Annotated in this window: 16 protein-coding genes; 14 read left to right on the top strand and 2 right to left on the bottom strand. The window is 72.1% G+C overall.

All coding sequences use genetic code 11. The features are described from left to right. The first annotated feature begins 2 nt into the window (after positions 1–2). From dop to prcA, 4 genes are all read left to right on the top strand, one after another. The gene (gene dop, locus NYO98_RS07150; protein WP_268110872.1) at positions 3–1523 is read left to right on the top strand and encodes a depupylase/deamidase Dop; all 1521 of its coding nucleotides are present in this window, start codon (positions 3–5) and stop codon (positions 1521–1523) included. A gap of 72 nt (positions 1524–1595) precedes the next feature. Then, positions 1596–1793 (top strand): ubiquitin-like protein Pup, encoded by a 198-nt coding sequence (locus tag NYO98_RS07145; protein WP_056907732.1) that lies wholly within the window; start codon positions 1596–1598, stop codon positions 1791–1793. Between the two features lie 58 nt (positions 1794–1851). Further along, positions 1852–2682 carry a proteasome subunit beta gene (gene prcB / locus NYO98_RS07140; RefSeq protein ID WP_268110871.1) on the top strand — a complete coding sequence of 277 codons (831 nt, stop codon included), beginning with the start codon at positions 1852–1854 and terminating at the stop codon, positions 2680–2682. A gap of 23 nt (positions 2683–2705) precedes the next feature. Continuing rightward, on the top strand, positions 2706–3665 hold the full coding sequence (gene prcA, locus NYO98_RS07135) for a proteasome subunit alpha (protein ID WP_268110870.1): 960 nt from the start codon (positions 2706–2708) through the stop codon (positions 3663–3665). A 34-nt stretch (positions 3666–3699) separates the two neighbouring features. On the opposite strand, the gene NYO98_RS07130 is transcribed toward prcA, so the two are convergent. Together NYO98_RS07130 and NYO98_RS07125 are read right to left on the bottom strand one after the other, a co-directional pair. Further along, entirely contained in the window at positions 3700–4110 is a 411-nt protein-coding gene (locus NYO98_RS07130) for a hypothetical protein (RefSeq protein ID WP_268110869.1), read from the bottom strand. Between the two features lie 33 nt (positions 4111–4143). Further along, positions 4144–4635 carry a hypothetical protein gene (locus NYO98_RS07125; RefSeq protein WP_268110868.1) on the bottom strand — a complete coding sequence of 164 codons (492 nt, stop codon included), beginning with the start codon at positions 4633–4635 and terminating at the stop codon, positions 4144–4146. A gap of 79 nt (positions 4636–4714) precedes the next feature. Between NYO98_RS07125 and pafA the strand changes: the two genes are divergently transcribed. The 10 genes from pafA (at position 4715) to NYO98_RS07075 (ending at position 15617) form a co-directional block, all read left to right on the top strand. Further along, complete coding sequence (gene pafA, locus NYO98_RS07120; RefSeq protein ID WP_268110867.1) at positions 4715–6076, top strand: Pup--protein ligase; 1362 nt, start codon at positions 4715–4717, stop codon at positions 6074–6076. A 168-nt stretch (positions 6077–6244) separates the two neighbouring features. Further along, positions 6245–7156: an FKBP-type peptidyl-prolyl cis-trans isomerase gene (locus NYO98_RS07115; protein ID WP_268110866.1), complete on the top strand. Its 912-nt coding sequence runs from the start codon at positions 6245–6247 to the stop codon at positions 7154–7156. A 48-nt stretch (positions 7157–7204) separates the two neighbouring features. After that, positions 7205–8203 carry a helix-turn-helix transcriptional regulator gene (locus tag NYO98_RS07110; RefSeq protein WP_268110865.1) on the top strand — a complete coding sequence of 333 codons (999 nt, stop codon included), beginning with the start codon at positions 7205–7207 and terminating at the stop codon, positions 8201–8203. After that, positions 8200–9192, top strand: a complete 993-nt coding sequence (locus NYO98_RS07105) for a helix-turn-helix transcriptional regulator (RefSeq protein WP_268110864.1) — start codon at positions 8200–8202, stop codon at positions 9190–9192. Before NYO98_RS07110 ends, NYO98_RS07105 begins: the two co-directional genes overlap by 4 nt. Positions 9193–9239: 47 nt before the next feature. After that, complete coding sequence (gene tatA / locus NYO98_RS07100; protein WP_268110863.1) at positions 9240–9539, top strand: Sec-independent protein translocase subunit TatA; 300 nt, start codon at positions 9240–9242, stop codon at positions 9537–9539. 20 nt (positions 9540–9559) lie between these two features. Then, positions 9560–10396: a twin-arginine translocase subunit TatC gene (gene tatC / locus NYO98_RS07095; RefSeq protein WP_268110861.1), complete on the top strand. Its 837-nt coding sequence runs from the start codon at positions 9560–9562 to the stop codon at positions 10394–10396. Between the two features lie 32 nt (positions 10397–10428). Further along, positions 10429–10860, top strand: a complete 432-nt coding sequence (locus tag NYO98_RS07090) for a hypothetical protein (RefSeq protein ID WP_268110860.1) — start codon at positions 10429–10431, stop codon at positions 10858–10860. 74 nt (positions 10861–10934) lie between these two features. Then, positions 10935–11840: a diacylglycerol kinase gene (locus NYO98_RS07085; RefSeq protein WP_268110859.1), complete on the top strand. Its 906-nt coding sequence runs from the start codon at positions 10935–10937 to the stop codon at positions 11838–11840. 7 nt (positions 11841–11847) lie between these two features. Further along, on the top strand, positions 11848–14652 hold the full coding sequence (locus tag NYO98_RS07080; RefSeq protein WP_268110857.1) for a DEAD/DEAH box helicase: 2805 nt from the start codon (positions 11848–11850) through the stop codon (positions 14650–14652). Positions 14653–14681: 29 nt separating this feature from the next. Further along, positions 14682–15617 carry a 5'-3' exonuclease gene (locus NYO98_RS07075; protein ID WP_268110856.1) on the top strand — a complete coding sequence of 312 codons (936 nt, stop codon included), beginning with the start codon at positions 14682–14684 and terminating at the stop codon, positions 15615–15617. Positions 15618–15623: the final 6 nt, after the last annotated feature.

The raw sequence follows: 15623 nt of genomic DNA, 5'->3' as shown, positions 1-15623 counted from the left end.
GCATGAGCGTACGCCGCGTGATGGGCACGGAGGTCGAGTACGGCATCTCCGTGCAGGGGCAGCCGTCGGCCAACCCGATGGTCGCGTCCTCGCAGATCGTCAACGCCTACGCCAGCTCCACCGTCAAGGCACGGCGGGCACGCTGGGACTTCGAGGAGGAGTCGCCGCTGCGCGACGCCCGCGGCTTCGACATGGCCCGCCAGGTGGCCGACCCCACCCAGCTCACCGACGAGGACCTCGGCCTCGCCAACGTCATCCTCACCAACGGCGCCCGGCTCTACGTCGACCACGCGCACCCCGAGTACTCCTCCCCGGAGGTGACGACCCCGCTCGACGTCGTCCGCTGGGAGAAGGCGGGGGAGCAGGTGATGCTCGACGCGTCGCGGATGGCGGCGCTGGTGCCGGGCAGCACGCCGATCGTGCTCTACAAGAACAACACCGACAACAAGGGCGCGTCCTACGGCGCCCACGAGAACTACCTGATGCGGCGCTCGACGCCGTTCGCCGAGATCGTGCGCCACCTGACGCCGTTCTTCGTCTCGCGCCAGGTGGTCACCGGCGCGGGCCGGGTCGGCATCGGGCAGGACGGGCGGGACACGACGCCGGAGCGCGGCTTCCAAATCAGCCAGCGCGCCGACTACTTCGAGGTCGAGGTCGGCCTCGAGACGACCCTCAAGCGGCCGATCATCAACACCCGCGACGAGCCGCACGCCGACCCGGCCGTCTACCGCCGCCTGCACGTCATCCTCGGCGACGCCAACCTCGCCGAGGTCTCGATCTACCTCAAGTCCGGCACGACCTCGCTCGTGCTCGCGATGATCGAGGACGGCTTCATCGACCGCGACCTCAGCGTCGAGGGGGCGGTCAAGGCGCTGCGAGACGTCTCCCACGACCCCACGCTGCGCCACCTCGTCACGCTGCGCGACGGGCGCCGGCTCACCGCCGTGCAGCTGCAGCTCGAGTACCTCGACCTCGCCCGCAAGTACGTCGAGGACCGCTACGGCGCCGACGCCGACGAGCAGACCGTGGACGTCCTCGCCCGCTGGGAGTCGGTGCTGACCCGCCTCGAGCGTGACCCGATGGAGTGCGCCGCCGAGCTGGACTGGGTCGCCAAGCTCAAGCTGCTCACGCAGTACCGCGACCGCGACGACCTCGACTGGGACGACGCCAAGCTGCACCTCATCGACCTGCAGTACGCCGACGTACGACCCGACAAGGGGCTCCACCACCGCCTCGCCGCGGCCGGGCGCATCGAGCGGCTGCTCGACGACGCGACGATCGAGGCGGCCATGCACGACCCGCCGGTCGACACGCGCGCCTACTTCCGGGGCCGGTGCCTCGACAAGTACGCCGACTCGGTGGCCGCCGCGTCCTGGGACTCGGTGATCTTCGACCTGCCCGGCCGCGAGTCCCTGCAGCGGGTCCCCACCATCGACCCGCTCCGCGGCACGCGCGCCCACGTCGGCGAGCTCATCGACCGCAGCGACACCGCCCAGGCGCTCGTCGCGGCCATCACCCGCTGAAACCAGCGAGACATGCCGTCCGCCCACGGTGAACCTCCTTGTGGCGTCGGCGGGAGTGGATAGGGTCGACACATGGCCCAGGAGCAGAAGCAGCCGCGCAAGTCCTCGCAGGAGGAGACGGCGACCGAGGAGGTCGTGGAGTCCGACGTCGCCGAGCGCAAGGAGATGATCGACGAGGACGTCGACGCGATCCTCGACGAGATCGACGAGGTCCTCGAGACCAACGCCGAGGACTTCGTGAAGTCGTTCATCCAGAAGGGCGGTCAGTGAGCCGCATGACCACCCCATCGAAGTCCTCGCTTCGCTGCGGTCACGACGGGGCCCCCGGATGAGCGACTCCCGCCTGCCCGCGTCCTTCATGGCGCCCGGCACGTCGAGCTTCGCCGACTTCCTCGGCGCCGAGGCGCCCGACCTGCTCCCGTCGCGCCGCGCCGTCCCGACCGGGGACGCCGGCCAGCTGGCACCCCACGGCACCACGATCGTCGCCGCCACCTTCGCCGGCGGCGTCGTCATGGCCGGCGACCGCCGCGCCACGATGGGCAACATCATCGCCCAGCGCGACATCGAGAAGGTCTTCCCGGCCGACGAGTTCTCGGTGGTGGGCATCGCCGGCACCGCCGGCCTCGCTGTGGAGATGGTGCGCCTGTTCCAGACCGAGCTCGAGCACTACGAGAAGATCGAGGGCACGACGCTGTCGATGGACGGCAAGTCCAACCGGCTCGCCGCCCTGATCCGCTCCAACCTCGGCCTGGCGATGCAGGGCCTCGCCGTCGTGCCGCTCTTCGCCGGCTACGACCTCACCGCCGACCAGGGCCGCATCTTCAGCTACGACGTGACGGGCGGTCGCTACGAGGAGACCGCCTTCCACTCGGTGGGCTCGGGCTCGCTGTTCGCCCGCGGCTCGCTCAAGAAGCTCTACCGCGAGGACCTCGACGCCGAGGGCGCCGTGACCGCGGTCGTCCAGGCGCTCTACGACGCGGCCGACGACGACTCGGCCACGGGCGGTCCCGACCTGACCCGCCGGATCTTCCCGGTGGTCCACGTGATCACCCCCGACGGTGGGCGCCGCCTCCCCGACGACGAGGTCGCGACCATCGCCGACCGGATGATCGCCGCCCGGATGCAGCGTCCCGACGGCCCGGCCGCTGCCCTCACCTGATCTGACGTAGGAGTCACAGCCCCATGAGCATGCCGTTCTACGTCTCGCCCGAGCAGCTGATGAAGGACCGGGCCGACTTCGCCCGCAAGGGCATCGCCCGCGGTCGCTCCGTCATCGCCGTGCAGTACGCCGACGGCGTCCTGTTCGTCTCGGAGAACCCGTCCCAGGCGCTGCACAAGGTCAGCGAGATCTACGACCGCATCGCCTTCGCGGCGGTCGGGCGCTACAACGAGTTCGAGAACCTCCGCATCGCCGGCGTACGCCTCGCCGACATGCGCGGCTACGCCTACGACCGGCGCGACGTCACCGGCCGCGGCCTCGCGAACGCCTACGCCCAGACGCTGGGCACGATCTTCTCCTCGGGTGGCGAGAAGCCCTACGAGGTCGAGATCTTCGTCGCCGAGATCGGCGACGCGGCCGAGGACGACCAGCTCTACCGGCTCACCTACGACGGGCAGGTGGCCGACGAGCACGGCTACGCCGTGATGGGCGGGGCCGCCGACGTCGTCGCGGGCCACCTGGCGCAGCACTACGTCGCCGGGGCGTCCCTGGAGGACACCCTCCGCGTGGCGGTCGCCGCGCTCGGGCACAGCGAGTCCGAGGACCGCGTGATCCCGGCGGGCGACCTCGAGGTCGCCGCGCTCGACCGCACCCGCACCCAGCCCCGGAAGTTCCTGCGGCTGCGCGCGGCACGCCTCGCCGAGATCCTCGGCGGACGCGGCGCCGAGGAGGCCGACGAGACGGCGCCGGAGGACGCCGTCGCGGGGTCCGGTCCGCGGCAGTCCGGGCAGGACGACCCGGCCGACCCCACCGACCAGGTCTCGGGCGCGACGCCGCCCCTCGAGGACCCGGTCACCGGCGAGCCGCCCGTGGCACCTCCTGTTGCACCTCCCGTGGCACCTCCGGTCGCGCCGCCCCCGCCGGCTCCCGAGCCCGACCAGCCCGGCACGCCTCCGCCGCCGACGGAGCCCGGTCAGGTCTGAGCGCCGGGCGCGGTGGCCCGCCGAGCGGTCTCGGTCAGGAGAGCGTGAGGCCCGGCCACTCGGTCGTCGGCACGGTCGGGATCCCGCTCAGGCGTCGCCGGTAGCGCACCGACGTGCCGAACTCGTCGAGTGCCGTCCACAGGCGCTGGTGGGCGGCCCACGGGAGCGGGCCGGACGGTCGGACGTTGCCGTCCGGGCCGAACTCGTGCCAGGCGTCGCCGAAGCCGATCCAGGCGGGCGTCCAGTCGGCGGCGTGGTCCCAGGCGCCGCGCCGCTGCTCGACCATGCGGCGGCGGAGCTGGAACTCCATCCGCGGGCCGTCCAGCACGACGGGTGCCGTCCGCACCGGCCACATCCACAGGTCGTCGGTCATGACCCGCAGCTCGAGGTCCGCGACCGCGCCCGGTTCGACCAGCACGGTCGCGACGAGGTGGCGAGGTCCCATGCAGGAAACGCTCGCCCGGGTGGCGGGCGTCCGTCAAGCACCCGTCGAGGTGGGGGACGGTGAGTCCGCGGCGCGACGACGGCTGTCGGAGACGCTCATCACCAGGGAGGCACCCGCCGCGACCACGCCCATCCATGCGCGCGGGCGTCGTACGCCCCTCGCCGCCAGCTTCCGCTCCACCCACACGTCCGCCGCCTCACCGCCGCGACTCGCGCCCAGGACGAGGGCGGCGAACGCGAGGGTGGTGACGGCCGTCGGCAACGGGGCGAGCGGCGCCCGCGGCTCGTCCTCCCGCGAGACGTCTGGTCGCGCGTCGGGTCGGCGCAGCAGGTACGCCATCCCACCGCCGGCCAGGACGCCCGTCCCGCCGTGCAGCGCCCACCGGGCGGGTCGCCGCCACCGCTGGACGGGCAGGTAGGTCGTGACCAGGCCGGTGGCGACGGCGGTCGCGAGATGCACGGGCCAGGAGTCGAGCCGCGGGTCGACGGAGGAGCGGGGAGTCGGGGCGGAAGACGGCTCGTCCATGTCCGCAACCTAGGCAGCCGGGGCAAGTTTCGGCACGGAGTGGCGCGCCGCACGTGGTCCGCGGTCCTAGGGTGGGGGCATGGACCGGCGGATCTTCGGCATCGAGAACGAGTACGGCGTCACGTGCACGTTCAAGGGGCAGCGACGGCTGAGCCCCGACGAGGTCGCCCGCTACCTCTTCCGCAAGGTCGTCAGCTGGGGGCGCTCGTCCAACGTGTTCCTGCGCAACGGCGCACGGCTCTACCTCGACGTCGGCAGCCACCCGGAGTACGCCACGCCGGAGTGCGACGACATCGTCGACCTCGTCACGCACGACAAGGCGGGGGAGCGGATCCTCGAGGGCCTGCTCCTCGACGCGGAGGCGCGCCTGCACGAGGAGGGCATCGCCGGCGACATCTACCTGTTCAAGAACAACACCGACTCCGCCGGCAACTCCTACGGCTGCCACGAGAACTACCTCGTCGGCCGTGCGGGGGAGTTCAGCCGGCTCGCCGACATCCTGATCCCGTTCCTGGTGACCCGGCAGATCGTGGTCGGGGCCGGCAAGGTGGTCATGACGCCGCGCGGGGCGTCGTACAGCGTGAGCCAGCGCGCCGAGCACATCTGGGAGGGCGTCAGCAGCGCCACCACGCGCAGCCGGCCCATCATCAACACCCGCGACGAGCCGCACGCCGACGCGGAGCGGTTCCGCCGCCTCCACGTCATCGTCGGCGACTCCAACATGAGCGAGACCACCACCCTGCTCAAGGTGGCGTCCTGCGACCTGGTGCTCCGGATGATCGAGGAGGGCGTGGTGATGCGCGACCTCACGATGGAGAACCCGATCCGCGCGATCCGCGAGATCAGCCACGACCCGACCGGTCGCCGCAAGGTCCGGCTGGCCAACGGCCGCGAGGCCAGCGCGCTGGAGATCCAGGGCGAGTACCTCGCCAAGGCTCGCGACTTCGTCGACCGCCGACAGATCTCCACCCCGACCATCGAGCGCGCCCTCGACCTGTGGGAACGCGGCCTCAAGGCGGTCGAGTCCGACGACCTCGGCCTGGTCGACCGTGAGATCGACTGGGTCATCAAGCTCAAGCTCATCGAGCGCTACCGCGCCAAGCACGGCCTGTCGCTCGGTGATGCCCGCATCGCCCAGCTCGACCTCGCCTACCACGACATCCACCGCGGGCGGGGGCTCTACTACCTGCTCGAGAAGCGCGGCGCCGTCGCCCGCGTCAGCAGCGACCTCAAGATCTTCGAGGCCAAGAGCGTGCCTCCGCAGAACACCCGCGCGCGGCTGCGGGGCGAGTTCATCCGGCGCGCCCAGGAGCGCCGCCGCGACTTCACCGTCGACTGGGTGCACCTCAAGCTGAACGACCAGGCCCAGCGCACGGTGCTGTGCAAGGACCCCTTCAAGGCGTACGACGAGCGGGTGCAGCGCCTCATCGACGGCATGTGACCTGCCCGCGACCGGCATGCGCCGAGGTCGTGGCTCCACAGCGGCGGTGTCGCGGCGGTGGGCGTGGGGTGTGCTGGATAGGGTGTCCGGGCAACGCCGACCGATCGAACAGGTGAACTCGTGTCTCGTGTACGTTCCGCTGCCCTCAGCGGTGTCCTCTCCCTCAGCATGCTCGGACTGGCCGCCTGCGGCTCCGGGTCCAGCGACCCCGAGGAGGGGGGCGAGTCCCTCAGCTCGGTGACCATCGAGGGCGAGCAGGGCTCGGAGCCCAAGGTGAGCTTCGACGGCCGCCTCGACGGCTCGAAGGAGGAGACCGAGGTCCTCGTCGAGGGCGACGGCGAGGAGGTCGCCGACGGTGACACCGTCAAGGCCAACTGGTGGATCGGCAACGGCTTCACCGAGGAGGAGGCGCAGACCACCTGGACCAAGGACGGCGCGCCCCAGTCGGTGGAGATGTCCGAGGACGTCCTGCCGTTCCTGCGCGAGGCCGTCATCGGCAACCAGGTCGGCGACCGCGTCGTGCTGCTCACCAGCGCCGAGGACGCCTTCGGCGAGGGCGGCCGCCCCGACATCGGCATCGGCAACAAGGACGCCGTGCTGGCGATCGTCGACATCATGGGCCGTTCCGAGACCGTGCCGCCGCTCGACGGCCCGCAGGGCGAGGAGAAGAAGCCCGCCGGCTGGGCGCCGGAGCTCATCGAGAAGGACGGCGTGGTCACCGGCTTCGACTTCAGCACCGCCCACAAGCCCTCCGGCAAGCTGATCGCCACCACCCTCGTGAAGGGCGACGGCCCCAAGGTGAAGTCCGGCCAGACCCTCACCGTGAACTACCTCGGCCAGGTCTACGACGCCGACAAGCCCTTCGACGAGTCCTACAGCGGTGAGCCCGCCGAGTTCCCGATCGGCGTCGGCCAGGTCATCTCGGGCTGGGACGAGCGGCTCGTCGGACGCACCGTCGGCTCCCGCGTGATCCTCGAGATCCCGCCGGCCGACGGCTACGGCGAGCAGGGCAACGAGCAGGCCGGGATCAAGGGCACCGACACCCTGTTCTTCGTCGTCGACATCCTCGGCGCCTCCTGACCCGACCAGCAGGCACAGCGGAGCGAGCAGGAGGGACAGGGGACAGCCATGGTGCAGCCACGAGCAGAGCGGCTGATGAACCTGCACATCCTGCTGCTCGGCGCGAAGCGGTTCATCGGCAAGGACGCGATCCGCGAGGCGTGCTACCCCGAGCACGCCCGCGGGCCGGCCGGCGACGAGGCGTTCGAGCGCGCCTTCGAGCGTGACAAGGACGCCCTGCGCCAGATCGGTGCCGTGATCGAGGTCGGGAGCGCCGACGCGTTCTTCGACGACGAGATCGGCTACCGCATCCCGACCGAGCAGACCTCGCTCCCCGAGATCCGGTTCGAGTCCGACGAGGCGGCCGTGCTGGGCCTGGCCGCCCAGGTCTGGCAGCAGGCCACCCTCGCAAAGGCGACGGGCCGGGCGCTGGCCAAGCTCAAGGGCCAGGGCGTCGAGATCGACCCCTCCCGCCTCGAGGTCGTCGCCCCCGCCATCACCGCCGACGAGCCGGCCTTCGAGCCGCTGTGGGACGCGATCGGCAAGCGGCGCCAGGTCAGCTTCCCCTACCAGCGGGCCGACGAGACCACACCGACCACCCGTCGGGTCCAGCCCTGGGGCCTCGCGCGCTCGTCGGGGCGGTGGTACGTCGTCGGCTTCGACGTCGACCGCGGTGCCGAGCGCGTCTTCCGGCTCTCCCGGATCGTCGGCCCGGTCCGCGCGACCGGCAGGTCCGGGGCGTACGACGTCCCGCCCGGCACCGACGTGCGCGAGGTCGCCCGGCGGCTGTCGCCGTCGTACCCCTCCGTCCGGGCGCAGGTCCGGGTCCGGCAGGGCACCGGCGTCGGGCTGCGCCGGCGCGCCGAGTCGGTGACCCCGATCGACGGGCGGCCCGGCTGGGACACGGTCGTCGTCGAGGGACCGGTGCAGGAGCTCTCCGACGAGGTGCTCACCTACGGCTCCGACGTGGTCGTGGAGGCGCCGCAGTCGCTGCGCGACGACGTGGTCGCCCGGCTCCGCGCCGTGGCCGGAGCCGACCCCGGGAGCGGGAACGGGAAGGCGTCATGACCCAGCCGGCCGACACCGCACCCGACCAGGTCGCGCGCCTGCTCGCCCTGGTGCCCTACCTGCTCGCCCGCGGGGAGGTGCGCCTCGAGGACGCCGCCGCCCACTTCGGCACCGACGCCGACCAGATCGAGCGCGACCTGCGGCTGCTGTTCATGACCGGGGTGTCGCCCGGGCTGCCCGGCGACCTCATCGAGGTCGACCTCGAGGCCCTCGAGGGCGACCGCATCATCCGCGTCGACAACGCCGACTACCTCGCCCGGCCGGTGCGCTTCTCGCCCGCGGAGGCCACCTCGCTCGTGGTGGCGCTGCGCACGATGGTCGACGCCGCGCCCGCGGAGGCCCGCGAGGTCATCGAGCGCACCCTGGCCAAGCTCGAGGACGCGGCCGGCCAGGACGACGAGGGGCTGCTGCGCCTGCACGTGACGCCGACCCCGCTGGAGAGCAGCGCCGTCGTGCCGGTGCTCGAGTCGGCGCTGTCCCACGGCCACCAGGTCGAGATCACCTACCACGTGCCGTCCCGCGACCAGGAGTCGCGCCGGGTGGTCGACCCTCGTGGGCTCGCCCGCGTGGAGGACCTGCTCTACCTCGACGCCTGGTGCCACACCGCCGGCGGCGACCGGGCGTTCCGGGTGGACCGCATCGTGGCCGCCACCGAGCTCGAGACCCCCGTCGCCGACCCGGGGGCGCGGGCGCGCGACCTCACCGGCGGCTGGTTCACCGACGCCGAGACCACCACCGTCACGCTGCGCCTGGCCCCGCCCGCGCGATGGGTCGTCGAGTACTACCCCGTCACCGACCGGCGACCCGGCCCCGACGGCACGATCGACGTCGACCTCGAGGTGGCGAGCGAGGAGTGGGTGAAGTCCCTGCTCCTGCGTCTGGCGCCCCACGCCGTGCTGCTCGCGCCCGCGGCGTACGCCGAGGCCTTCACGACCGCGGCACGGGCGGCGCTCCGTCTCTACGAGGACGACGGCGTAGACTCCGAGTGACCCCCCGAACGTGATCCACCACACCACCAAGTGACGGAGTGACCCACATGATCGACCCGATGATCGGCATGCCGCAGGGCCTGGAATGGCTCGTGATCCTGGCGATCGTGGTGCTGGTGTTCGGTGCCGCCAAGCTCCCGGACCTGGCTCGCAGCTCGGGGCAGGCGCTGCGCATCTTCAAGACCGAGACCAAGGGCCTCCGCGACGAGGACGACGCCGAGAAGACCCCGGAGCAGCGCGAGCTCGAGGCCCGCAACCAGGCCGCCGACCCGACCCCGGGTGGCGAGGTGCGCAACGAGACCTCCGGTGAGGTGCTGCGCGAGCGGCGCGACGACACCACCGCCTGATCGCTGGAGTCCCTGAGCGCGTGAGGATCGCTGGTCTCGCCGGCCTGTTCAAGGGGCCGCCGCAGGACGCCGTGGGCCCGGACGGCCGGATGGCGCTCGCCGACCATTTCCGGGAGTTCCGGGCGCGGCTGCTGCGCTGCCTGCTGGTGTTCTCCCTCGCGCTCGCGGTGGCCGTCTTCTTCCGGCACGCCATCTACGACGCGGTCTACGGGCCCTATCAGGACGCCCAGAAGACGCTCGCCGAGGGCACGTCCATCGCCACCACCAGCGGCGCCGGCGCGGGCCTGCTGCTGTGGCTGACGCTGTGTGGCTTCGCCGCCGCGGTCGTCACCGCGCCCTACTGGCTCTACCAGATCTGGGCGTTCGTGCTGCCCGGGCTCTACGCCCAGGAGCGCAAGATGAGCCGGGTCTTCGTGGCGGTCGCCGGCCCGCTCTTCCTGATCGGCATCGTCCTGGGCTACGTGACGCTGCCGGTGGCGCTCGAGGTGCTGATCGGGTTCAACCCCGAGGGCGTCACCAACCTCATCGACTTCAACGACTACCTGCAGTTCTTCACCCGCACGCTCTTCGTGTTCGGCCTGGCGTTCAACATCCCGGTCTTCGTCGTGCTGCTCAACTTCGCCGGCGTGGTGAAGGGGTCCGCCCTCAAGGCCTACCGGCCGTGGATCGTCATCGGCACCTTCATCTTCGCCGCCGTCGCGACGCCGTCGGCCGACCCGTTCACGATGACGCTGATGGCGGTCCCGATGGTGCTGCTGTTCTTCGCCTCGGAGGCGATCGCGCGGTTCAACGACAGGCGTCGGGCCCGCAACGCCCCCAACGCCGGCCTCTCGCCCGACGAGCTGTCCTCCATCTGAGGCCCCTGACCGGCTCTGACAGGGTGGGACCCATGCAGGCCACCATCACGGACATCGACCCGTTCGACCTGCCGGAGTGGCTCGGCACCGGCGACGTGGTCTGGCGCGCCGACGAGGGGCTGCAGACCGGGCACCTCGTCCGGGGGCGGCTGACCGCGGATCCTGCCGGCCGTCAGGACGGTCAGGACGGCCAGGACTCCGGGTCGTCGCAGGAGATCGTGTGCGACCTGCTGGCGGTCGACGAGGCCTACCCGGCGCCGGTCGTGGACGACGCGACCCGGTTGCGGGTGCACCAGGCGTGGCGCCACGGCCAGGTCGTGATCGGCGAGCACGGCTCGCGCCTGGTCCTCGCCGTCCCGGGCACCCGCTTCGGCCCCGAGCTGGTGCTGGACGCCCTCGGCCGGCTGGCCCGCGCCGTGGGGGCGCGTGCCGAGCGGTACGCCGCCCTGCTGCGGCTGGGCTGACCCGCCGCGCGCCGCGTGCGGGCGCGTCCGGGAAGTCGCGTCGGCCGGTCGGTGCCGGGGGATAGGGTCGCGCCATGCACGACCCGGCTGCGCCCGACCGCCCTGAGCGGGGGCGGGAGATCGCCCTGCTGACCAACCCGACGTCGGGTCGCGGGAAGGGCGCGCGCCACCGTGACGCAGCGGTGGCGCGGCTGCGGGAGAGCGGCTTCGTCGTCCGCAACCTGCAGGGTCGCGACGCCGACGAGGCGGCCGACCTGGCCCGCGCCTGCGTCGCCGACGGCGTCGAGGCCCTCGTGGTGTGCGGCGGGGACGGGCTCGTGCACCTCGGGGTGCAGGCCGTGGCCGGCACCGGCGTACCCCTCGGCCTGATCCCCAGCGGCACGGGCAACGACTTCGCGCGCTACCTCGGGCTCCCGCGCGCCGACCCCGTCGCGGCGGCCGACCGCGTCATCGCCTCGCGACGCCGCACCATCGACCTGGCCCGCAGCGGCGACCGGTGGTTCGTGACCGTCCTCGCCGCCGGCTTCGACGCGATCGTCAACGAGCGGGCCAACGCGATGACCTGGCCGCGCGGGCAGATGCGCTACAACCTCGCCACCCTCGCCGAGCTCCGCACCTTCCGCCCGATCCCCTACGTGCTGGAGCTCGACGGGGAGACGATGGAGCACGAGGCGATGCTCGTCGCCGTGGGCAACGGGCCGTCGTTCGGCGGCGGCTTGCGGATCACCGAGGGCGCCCTCCTCGACGACGGGCTGCTCGACGTCGTCGTCATCACGCGGATGAGCAAGCCCAAGCTGGTGCGTTCCTACCCGCGCCTGTTCACCGGGCGGATCGACGGCATCGCGGAGTACGTCCACCGACGCGTCCGCAGCGTCACCGTCGCAGCGCCCGGCATCGTGTCGTACGCCGACGGCGAGCGCTTCGGCCCGCTGCCCCTGACCATCGAGTGCGTCCCGGGTGCGCTCGACGTGATTGCATGAGGACGTCATGAGCGAGCACGAGGACCAGCCCACGCCCGCCGAGCGCTACGCGGCGTTCCAGCGCGAGAAGCCCTACCCGATGCTGAAGGACTTCGAGGGCCTCTACGGCTTCGAACTCGACGACTTCCAGCTGCGGGCGTGCCGGGAGATCGAGGACGGCCGCGGCGTGCTCGTCGCGGCCCCCACCGGGTCCGGCAAGACGGTCGTGGGCGAGTTCGCCATCCACCTGGCCCTCCAGACCGGGCGCAAGGCGTTCTACACGACGCCGATCAAGGCGCTGTCGAACCAGAAGTACCACGACCTGGTCAAGCGCTACGGCGCCGACAAGGTGGGCCTGCTGACCGGCGACAACGTGATCAACGGCGAGGCGCCCGTGGTCGTGATGACCACCGAGGTGCTGCGCAACATGCTCTACGCCGGGTCGCGCACGCTGCTCGGGCTCGGGTTCGTGGTGATGGACGAGGTCCACTACCTCGCCGACCGGATGCGCGGGGCCGTGTGGGAGGAGGTCATCATCCACCTCCCGGAGTCGGTGACGCTCGTGTCCCTCTCGGCCACGGTCTCCAACGCCGAGGAGTTCGGCGAGTGGCTGGCCACCGTCCGCGGCGAGACCACGACGATCCTGGAGGAGAAGCGGCCGGTGCCGCTCTTCCAGCACGTCATGGTCGGCCGGCGGCTGCTCGACCTGTTCGCCTCCTCCGACGTCGACGCCAGCGCCGGCTTCGTGAAGGAGGGCGCGCCGGTCAACGACGAGCTGACCCGCATCGCCCGCGACGACTGGGCGAGCTCGCGGCTGATGCGCGACCGCCGGTCGCCGCGCAAGGGCAAGCCCGGGTCGTCGAAGAACCCGCGCGCCGTGGGCAACGGCCGCCGCGTGTGGATCCCGAGCCGGGTCGAGGTCGTCGAGCGGCTCGACCGCGAGGGCCTGCTCCCGGCGATCGTGTTCATCTTCAGCCGGGCCGGGTGCGACGCCGCCGTGACCCAGCTCGTCCAGGCCAACACCCGGCTGACCACCGCCGCGGAGCGGGACGAGATCTTCGCCCGGGTCGAGGAGGCGTCCCGCACCCTGCCCGAGGAGGACCTCCACGTCCTCGGCTACCACGAGTTCCTCGACGGGCTGACCCGCGGCGTCGCCGCCCACCACGCCGGGCTGCTCCCGGCGTTCAAGCAGGTGGTGGAGGAGCTGTTCCAGGAGGGGCTGGTCAAGGTCGTCTTCGCCACCGAGACGCTGGCCCTCGGCATCAACATGCCCGCCCGCACGGTGGTGATCGAGAAGCTGTCGAAGTGGAACGGCGAGACCCACGCCGACCTCACGCCGGGGGAGTACACCCAGCTCACCGGGCGCGCGGGACGGCGTGGCCTCGACATCGAGGGCCACGGCGTCGTGCTCTACCAGCCCGGGATGAACCCCCGCGAGGTCGCCGGCCTCGCGTCGACCCGGACGTACCCGCTCCGCTCCTCCTTCCGGCCGTCCTACAACATGGCGGTCAACCTCGTGCACCAGTTCGGCCGCGCGACGTCACGCGAGCTGCTCGAGCAGTCCTTCGCCCAGTTCCAGGCGGACAAGGCCGTGGTCGGGCTCGCCCGGCAGGTCCACAAGGCGGAGGAGGCCCTCGAGGGCTACCGCGAGGCCGCGACGTGCCACGTCGGCGACTTCATGGAGTACGCCGACCTGCGCCGGCAGATCTCCGACCTCGAGAAGGGTGCCGCGCGGGAGCGTCGCCTGGACCGTCGCGAGGAGGCGCTGCGCTCGCTCGGCAGGCTGCGCCCCGGCGACGTCATCCACGTTCCGGCCGGGAAGTTCAGCGGCCTCGCGGTCGTGATCGATCCAGGTCACTCCGGCGACGAGCCCCGCCCCTACGTCCTCACCGCCGACCGCCAGGCCCGCCGGCTCGCTCCGATGGACTTCCCGACGCCGGTCGAGGCCATCGGCCGGCTGCGGATCCCCAAGTCGTTCAACGGGCGAAACCCCGCGATGCGGCGCGACCTCGCGACCGCGCTCCGGGCCAAGGCGCACGGGCTCGACGGCCCGAGGGAGCGGCGGGCGAAGCAGCGCGACGCCTTCAGCGACACCCCGGCCGACCGGGAGATCGCCCGCCTGCGGGCCGAGCTCAAGGCGCACCCGTGCCACCAGTGCCCCGAGCGCGAGGACCACGCCCGGTGGGCGGAGCGCTACTTCAAGCTCCAGCGCGACACCGAGACCCTCAAGCGCCGGGTGGACAACCGCACCAACACGGTCGCCCGCACCTTCGACCGCGTCTGCGACGTCCTGACCGCCCTCGGCTACCTCGAGGGCGACACGGTCACCGAGAAGGGCTCGCACCTGCGGCGGATCTACACCGACATGGACCTCGTCGCGGCCGAGGCGATCCGGGCCGGGCTGTTCGACGGGCTCGCCCCCTCCGAGCTGGCGGCCGTGCTGTCGGCGCTGGTGTTCGAGGCGCGGCGCGCCGACGACGCCTCCTCGCCGAAGATGCCGGGCGGGCAGGTGCGACCCGTGCTCGCCGAGCTCGTCCGCCTCTGGGGGCAGCTCGACGCGCTCGAGCGCGACCACCGCCTCGACTTCCTCCGCGAGCCCGACATCGGCTTCGCCTGGGCCGCGTGGCGGTGGGCGGAGGGCGACGACCTCGACGACGTGCTCATGGTGACCGGCCTCTCCGCGGGCGACTTCGTGCGCTGGATGAAGCAGCTCCTCGACCTGTGCGGCCAGGTCGCCGACGCGGCGGGCGAGCGCGAGCTGCGCGAGACGGCCAGGGCGACCGCCCGGCTGCTCAAGCGCGGGGTCATCGCCTACAGCGTGCTGGCCGACTGAGCGTCGGTCGTCTGTGGTTGGCTTCGGCCATGGCCACCGGTGACCGCCTCCTTCTGCTCGACACCGCCTCGCTCTACTTCCGGGCGTTCTTCGGCGTGCCCGACTCGATGAAGGCTTCCGACGGCACTCCGGTCAACGCCGTGCGTGGGCTGATGGACTTCATCAGCCGCCTCGTGGGGGAGTACGACCCCACCCACCTGGCGTGCTGCTGGGACGACGACTGGCGTCCGCAGTGGCGGGTCGACCTGCTGCCGTCCTACAAGGCCCACCGCGTGGTCCGTGAGGTGCCGGGACCCAGGCCCGACGTCGAGGACGTGCCCGACCCGCTGGAGGCGCAGATCCCGATCATCCAGTCGGTGCTGGAGGCCTACGGCATCCCGGTCGTGGGCCACCCCGAGATGGAGGCCGACGACGTCATCGGCACCCTCGCCACCGATGCCGGCATGGCGGTCGACATCGTGACCGGCGACCGCGACCTCTTCCAGCTCGTCGACGACGAGGCCGAGGTGCGGGTGCTCTACGTCGCCCGCGGCGTCAGCCGGCACGAGCGGGTGGACAACGCGTGGGTGCGCGGCAAGTACGGCGTCGACGCCCGCCAGTACGCCGACCTCGCGACGCTCCGCGGTGATGCGTCCGACGGCCTCCCGGGCGTCTCCGGCGTCGGCGACAAGACCGCGGCGACGCTGCTCAACCGGTTCGGCACCATCGACGCCATCATCGCCGCGGCCGGCGACCCGGACTCCGACATGGGCCCCGGACCGCGCGGCAAGATCAAGGCCGCCGCCGACTACCTCGCCGTGGCGCCGCGCGTGGTCGCCGTACGCCGTGACCTCGACCTCGGAGGGCACGACCTGACCCGTCCGCGCACGCCCGCGGACCACGACGCCGTCGTCGCTCTCGACGAGCAGTGGGGGCTCGGCTCGTCTGCCGTGCGCCTGGTGGAGGCACTGTCCGGCTCGCACTAGTGTGTC

The organism is Nocardioides pini (genome assembly GCF_026712185.1).
GTDB classification, from domain to species: domain Bacteria; phylum Actinomycetota; class Actinomycetes; order Propionibacteriales; family Nocardioidaceae; genus Nocardioides; species Nocardioides pini.
Note: the sequence above shows the minus strand (reverse complement) of the source record. Positions and strands in the feature narration are given on the sequence as shown.

Bases quoted from the DNA above. Each gene is read 5' to 3' on its own strand.
- NYO98_RS07145 (WP_056907732.1), top strand. From the start codon at position 1,596: ATGGCCCAGGAGCAGAAGCAGCCGCGCAAGTCCTCGCAGGAGGAGACG.
- prcA (WP_268110870.1), top strand. From the start codon at position 2,706: ATGAGCATGCCGTTCTACGTCTCGCCCGAGCAGCTGATGAAGGACCGG.
- NYO98_RS07115 (WP_268110866.1), top strand. From the start codon at position 6,245: ATGCTCGGACTGGCCGCCTGCGGCTCCGGGTCCAGCGACCCCGAGGAG.
- NYO98_RS07080 (WP_268110857.1), top strand. From the start codon at position 11,848: ATGAGCGAGCACGAGGACCAGCCCACGCCCGCCGAGCGCTACGCGGCG.
- tatA (WP_268110863.1), top strand. From the start codon at position 9,240: ATGATCGACCCGATGATCGGCATGCCGCAGGGCCTGGAATGGCTCGTG.
- prcB (WP_268110871.1), top strand. From the start codon at position 1,852: ATGAGCGACTCCCGCCTGCCCGCGTCCTTCATGGCGCCCGGCACGTCG.
- NYO98_RS07085 (WP_268110859.1), top strand. From the start codon at position 10,935: ATGCACGACCCGGCTGCGCCCGACCGCCCTGAGCGGGGGCGGGAGATC.
- pafA (WP_268110867.1), top strand. From the start codon at position 4,715: ATGGACCGGCGGATCTTCGGCATCGAGAACGAGTACGGCGTCACGTGC.
- NYO98_RS07125 (WP_268110868.1), bottom strand. From the start codon at position 4,635: ATGGACGAGCCGTCTTCCGCCCCGACTCCCCGCTCCTCCGTCGACCCG.
- NYO98_RS07075 (WP_268110856.1), top strand. From the start codon at position 14,682: ATGGCCACCGGTGACCGCCTCCTTCTGCTCGACACCGCCTCGCTCTAC.
- NYO98_RS07130 (WP_268110869.1), bottom strand. From the start codon at position 4,110: ATGGGACCTCGCCACCTCGTCGCGACCGTGCTGGTCGAACCGGGCGCG.
- NYO98_RS07110 (WP_268110865.1), top strand. From the start codon at position 7,205: ATGGTGCAGCCACGAGCAGAGCGGCTGATGAACCTGCACATCCTGCTG.
- NYO98_RS07090 (WP_268110860.1), top strand. From the start codon at position 10,429: ATGCAGGCCACCATCACGGACATCGACCCGTTCGACCTGCCGGAGTGG.
- dop (WP_268110872.1), top strand. From the start codon at position 3: ATGAGCGTACGCCGCGTGATGGGCACGGAGGTCGAGTACGGCATCTCC.
- NYO98_RS07105 (WP_268110864.1), top strand. From the start codon at position 8,200: ATGACCCAGCCGGCCGACACCGCACCCGACCAGGTCGCGCGCCTGCTC.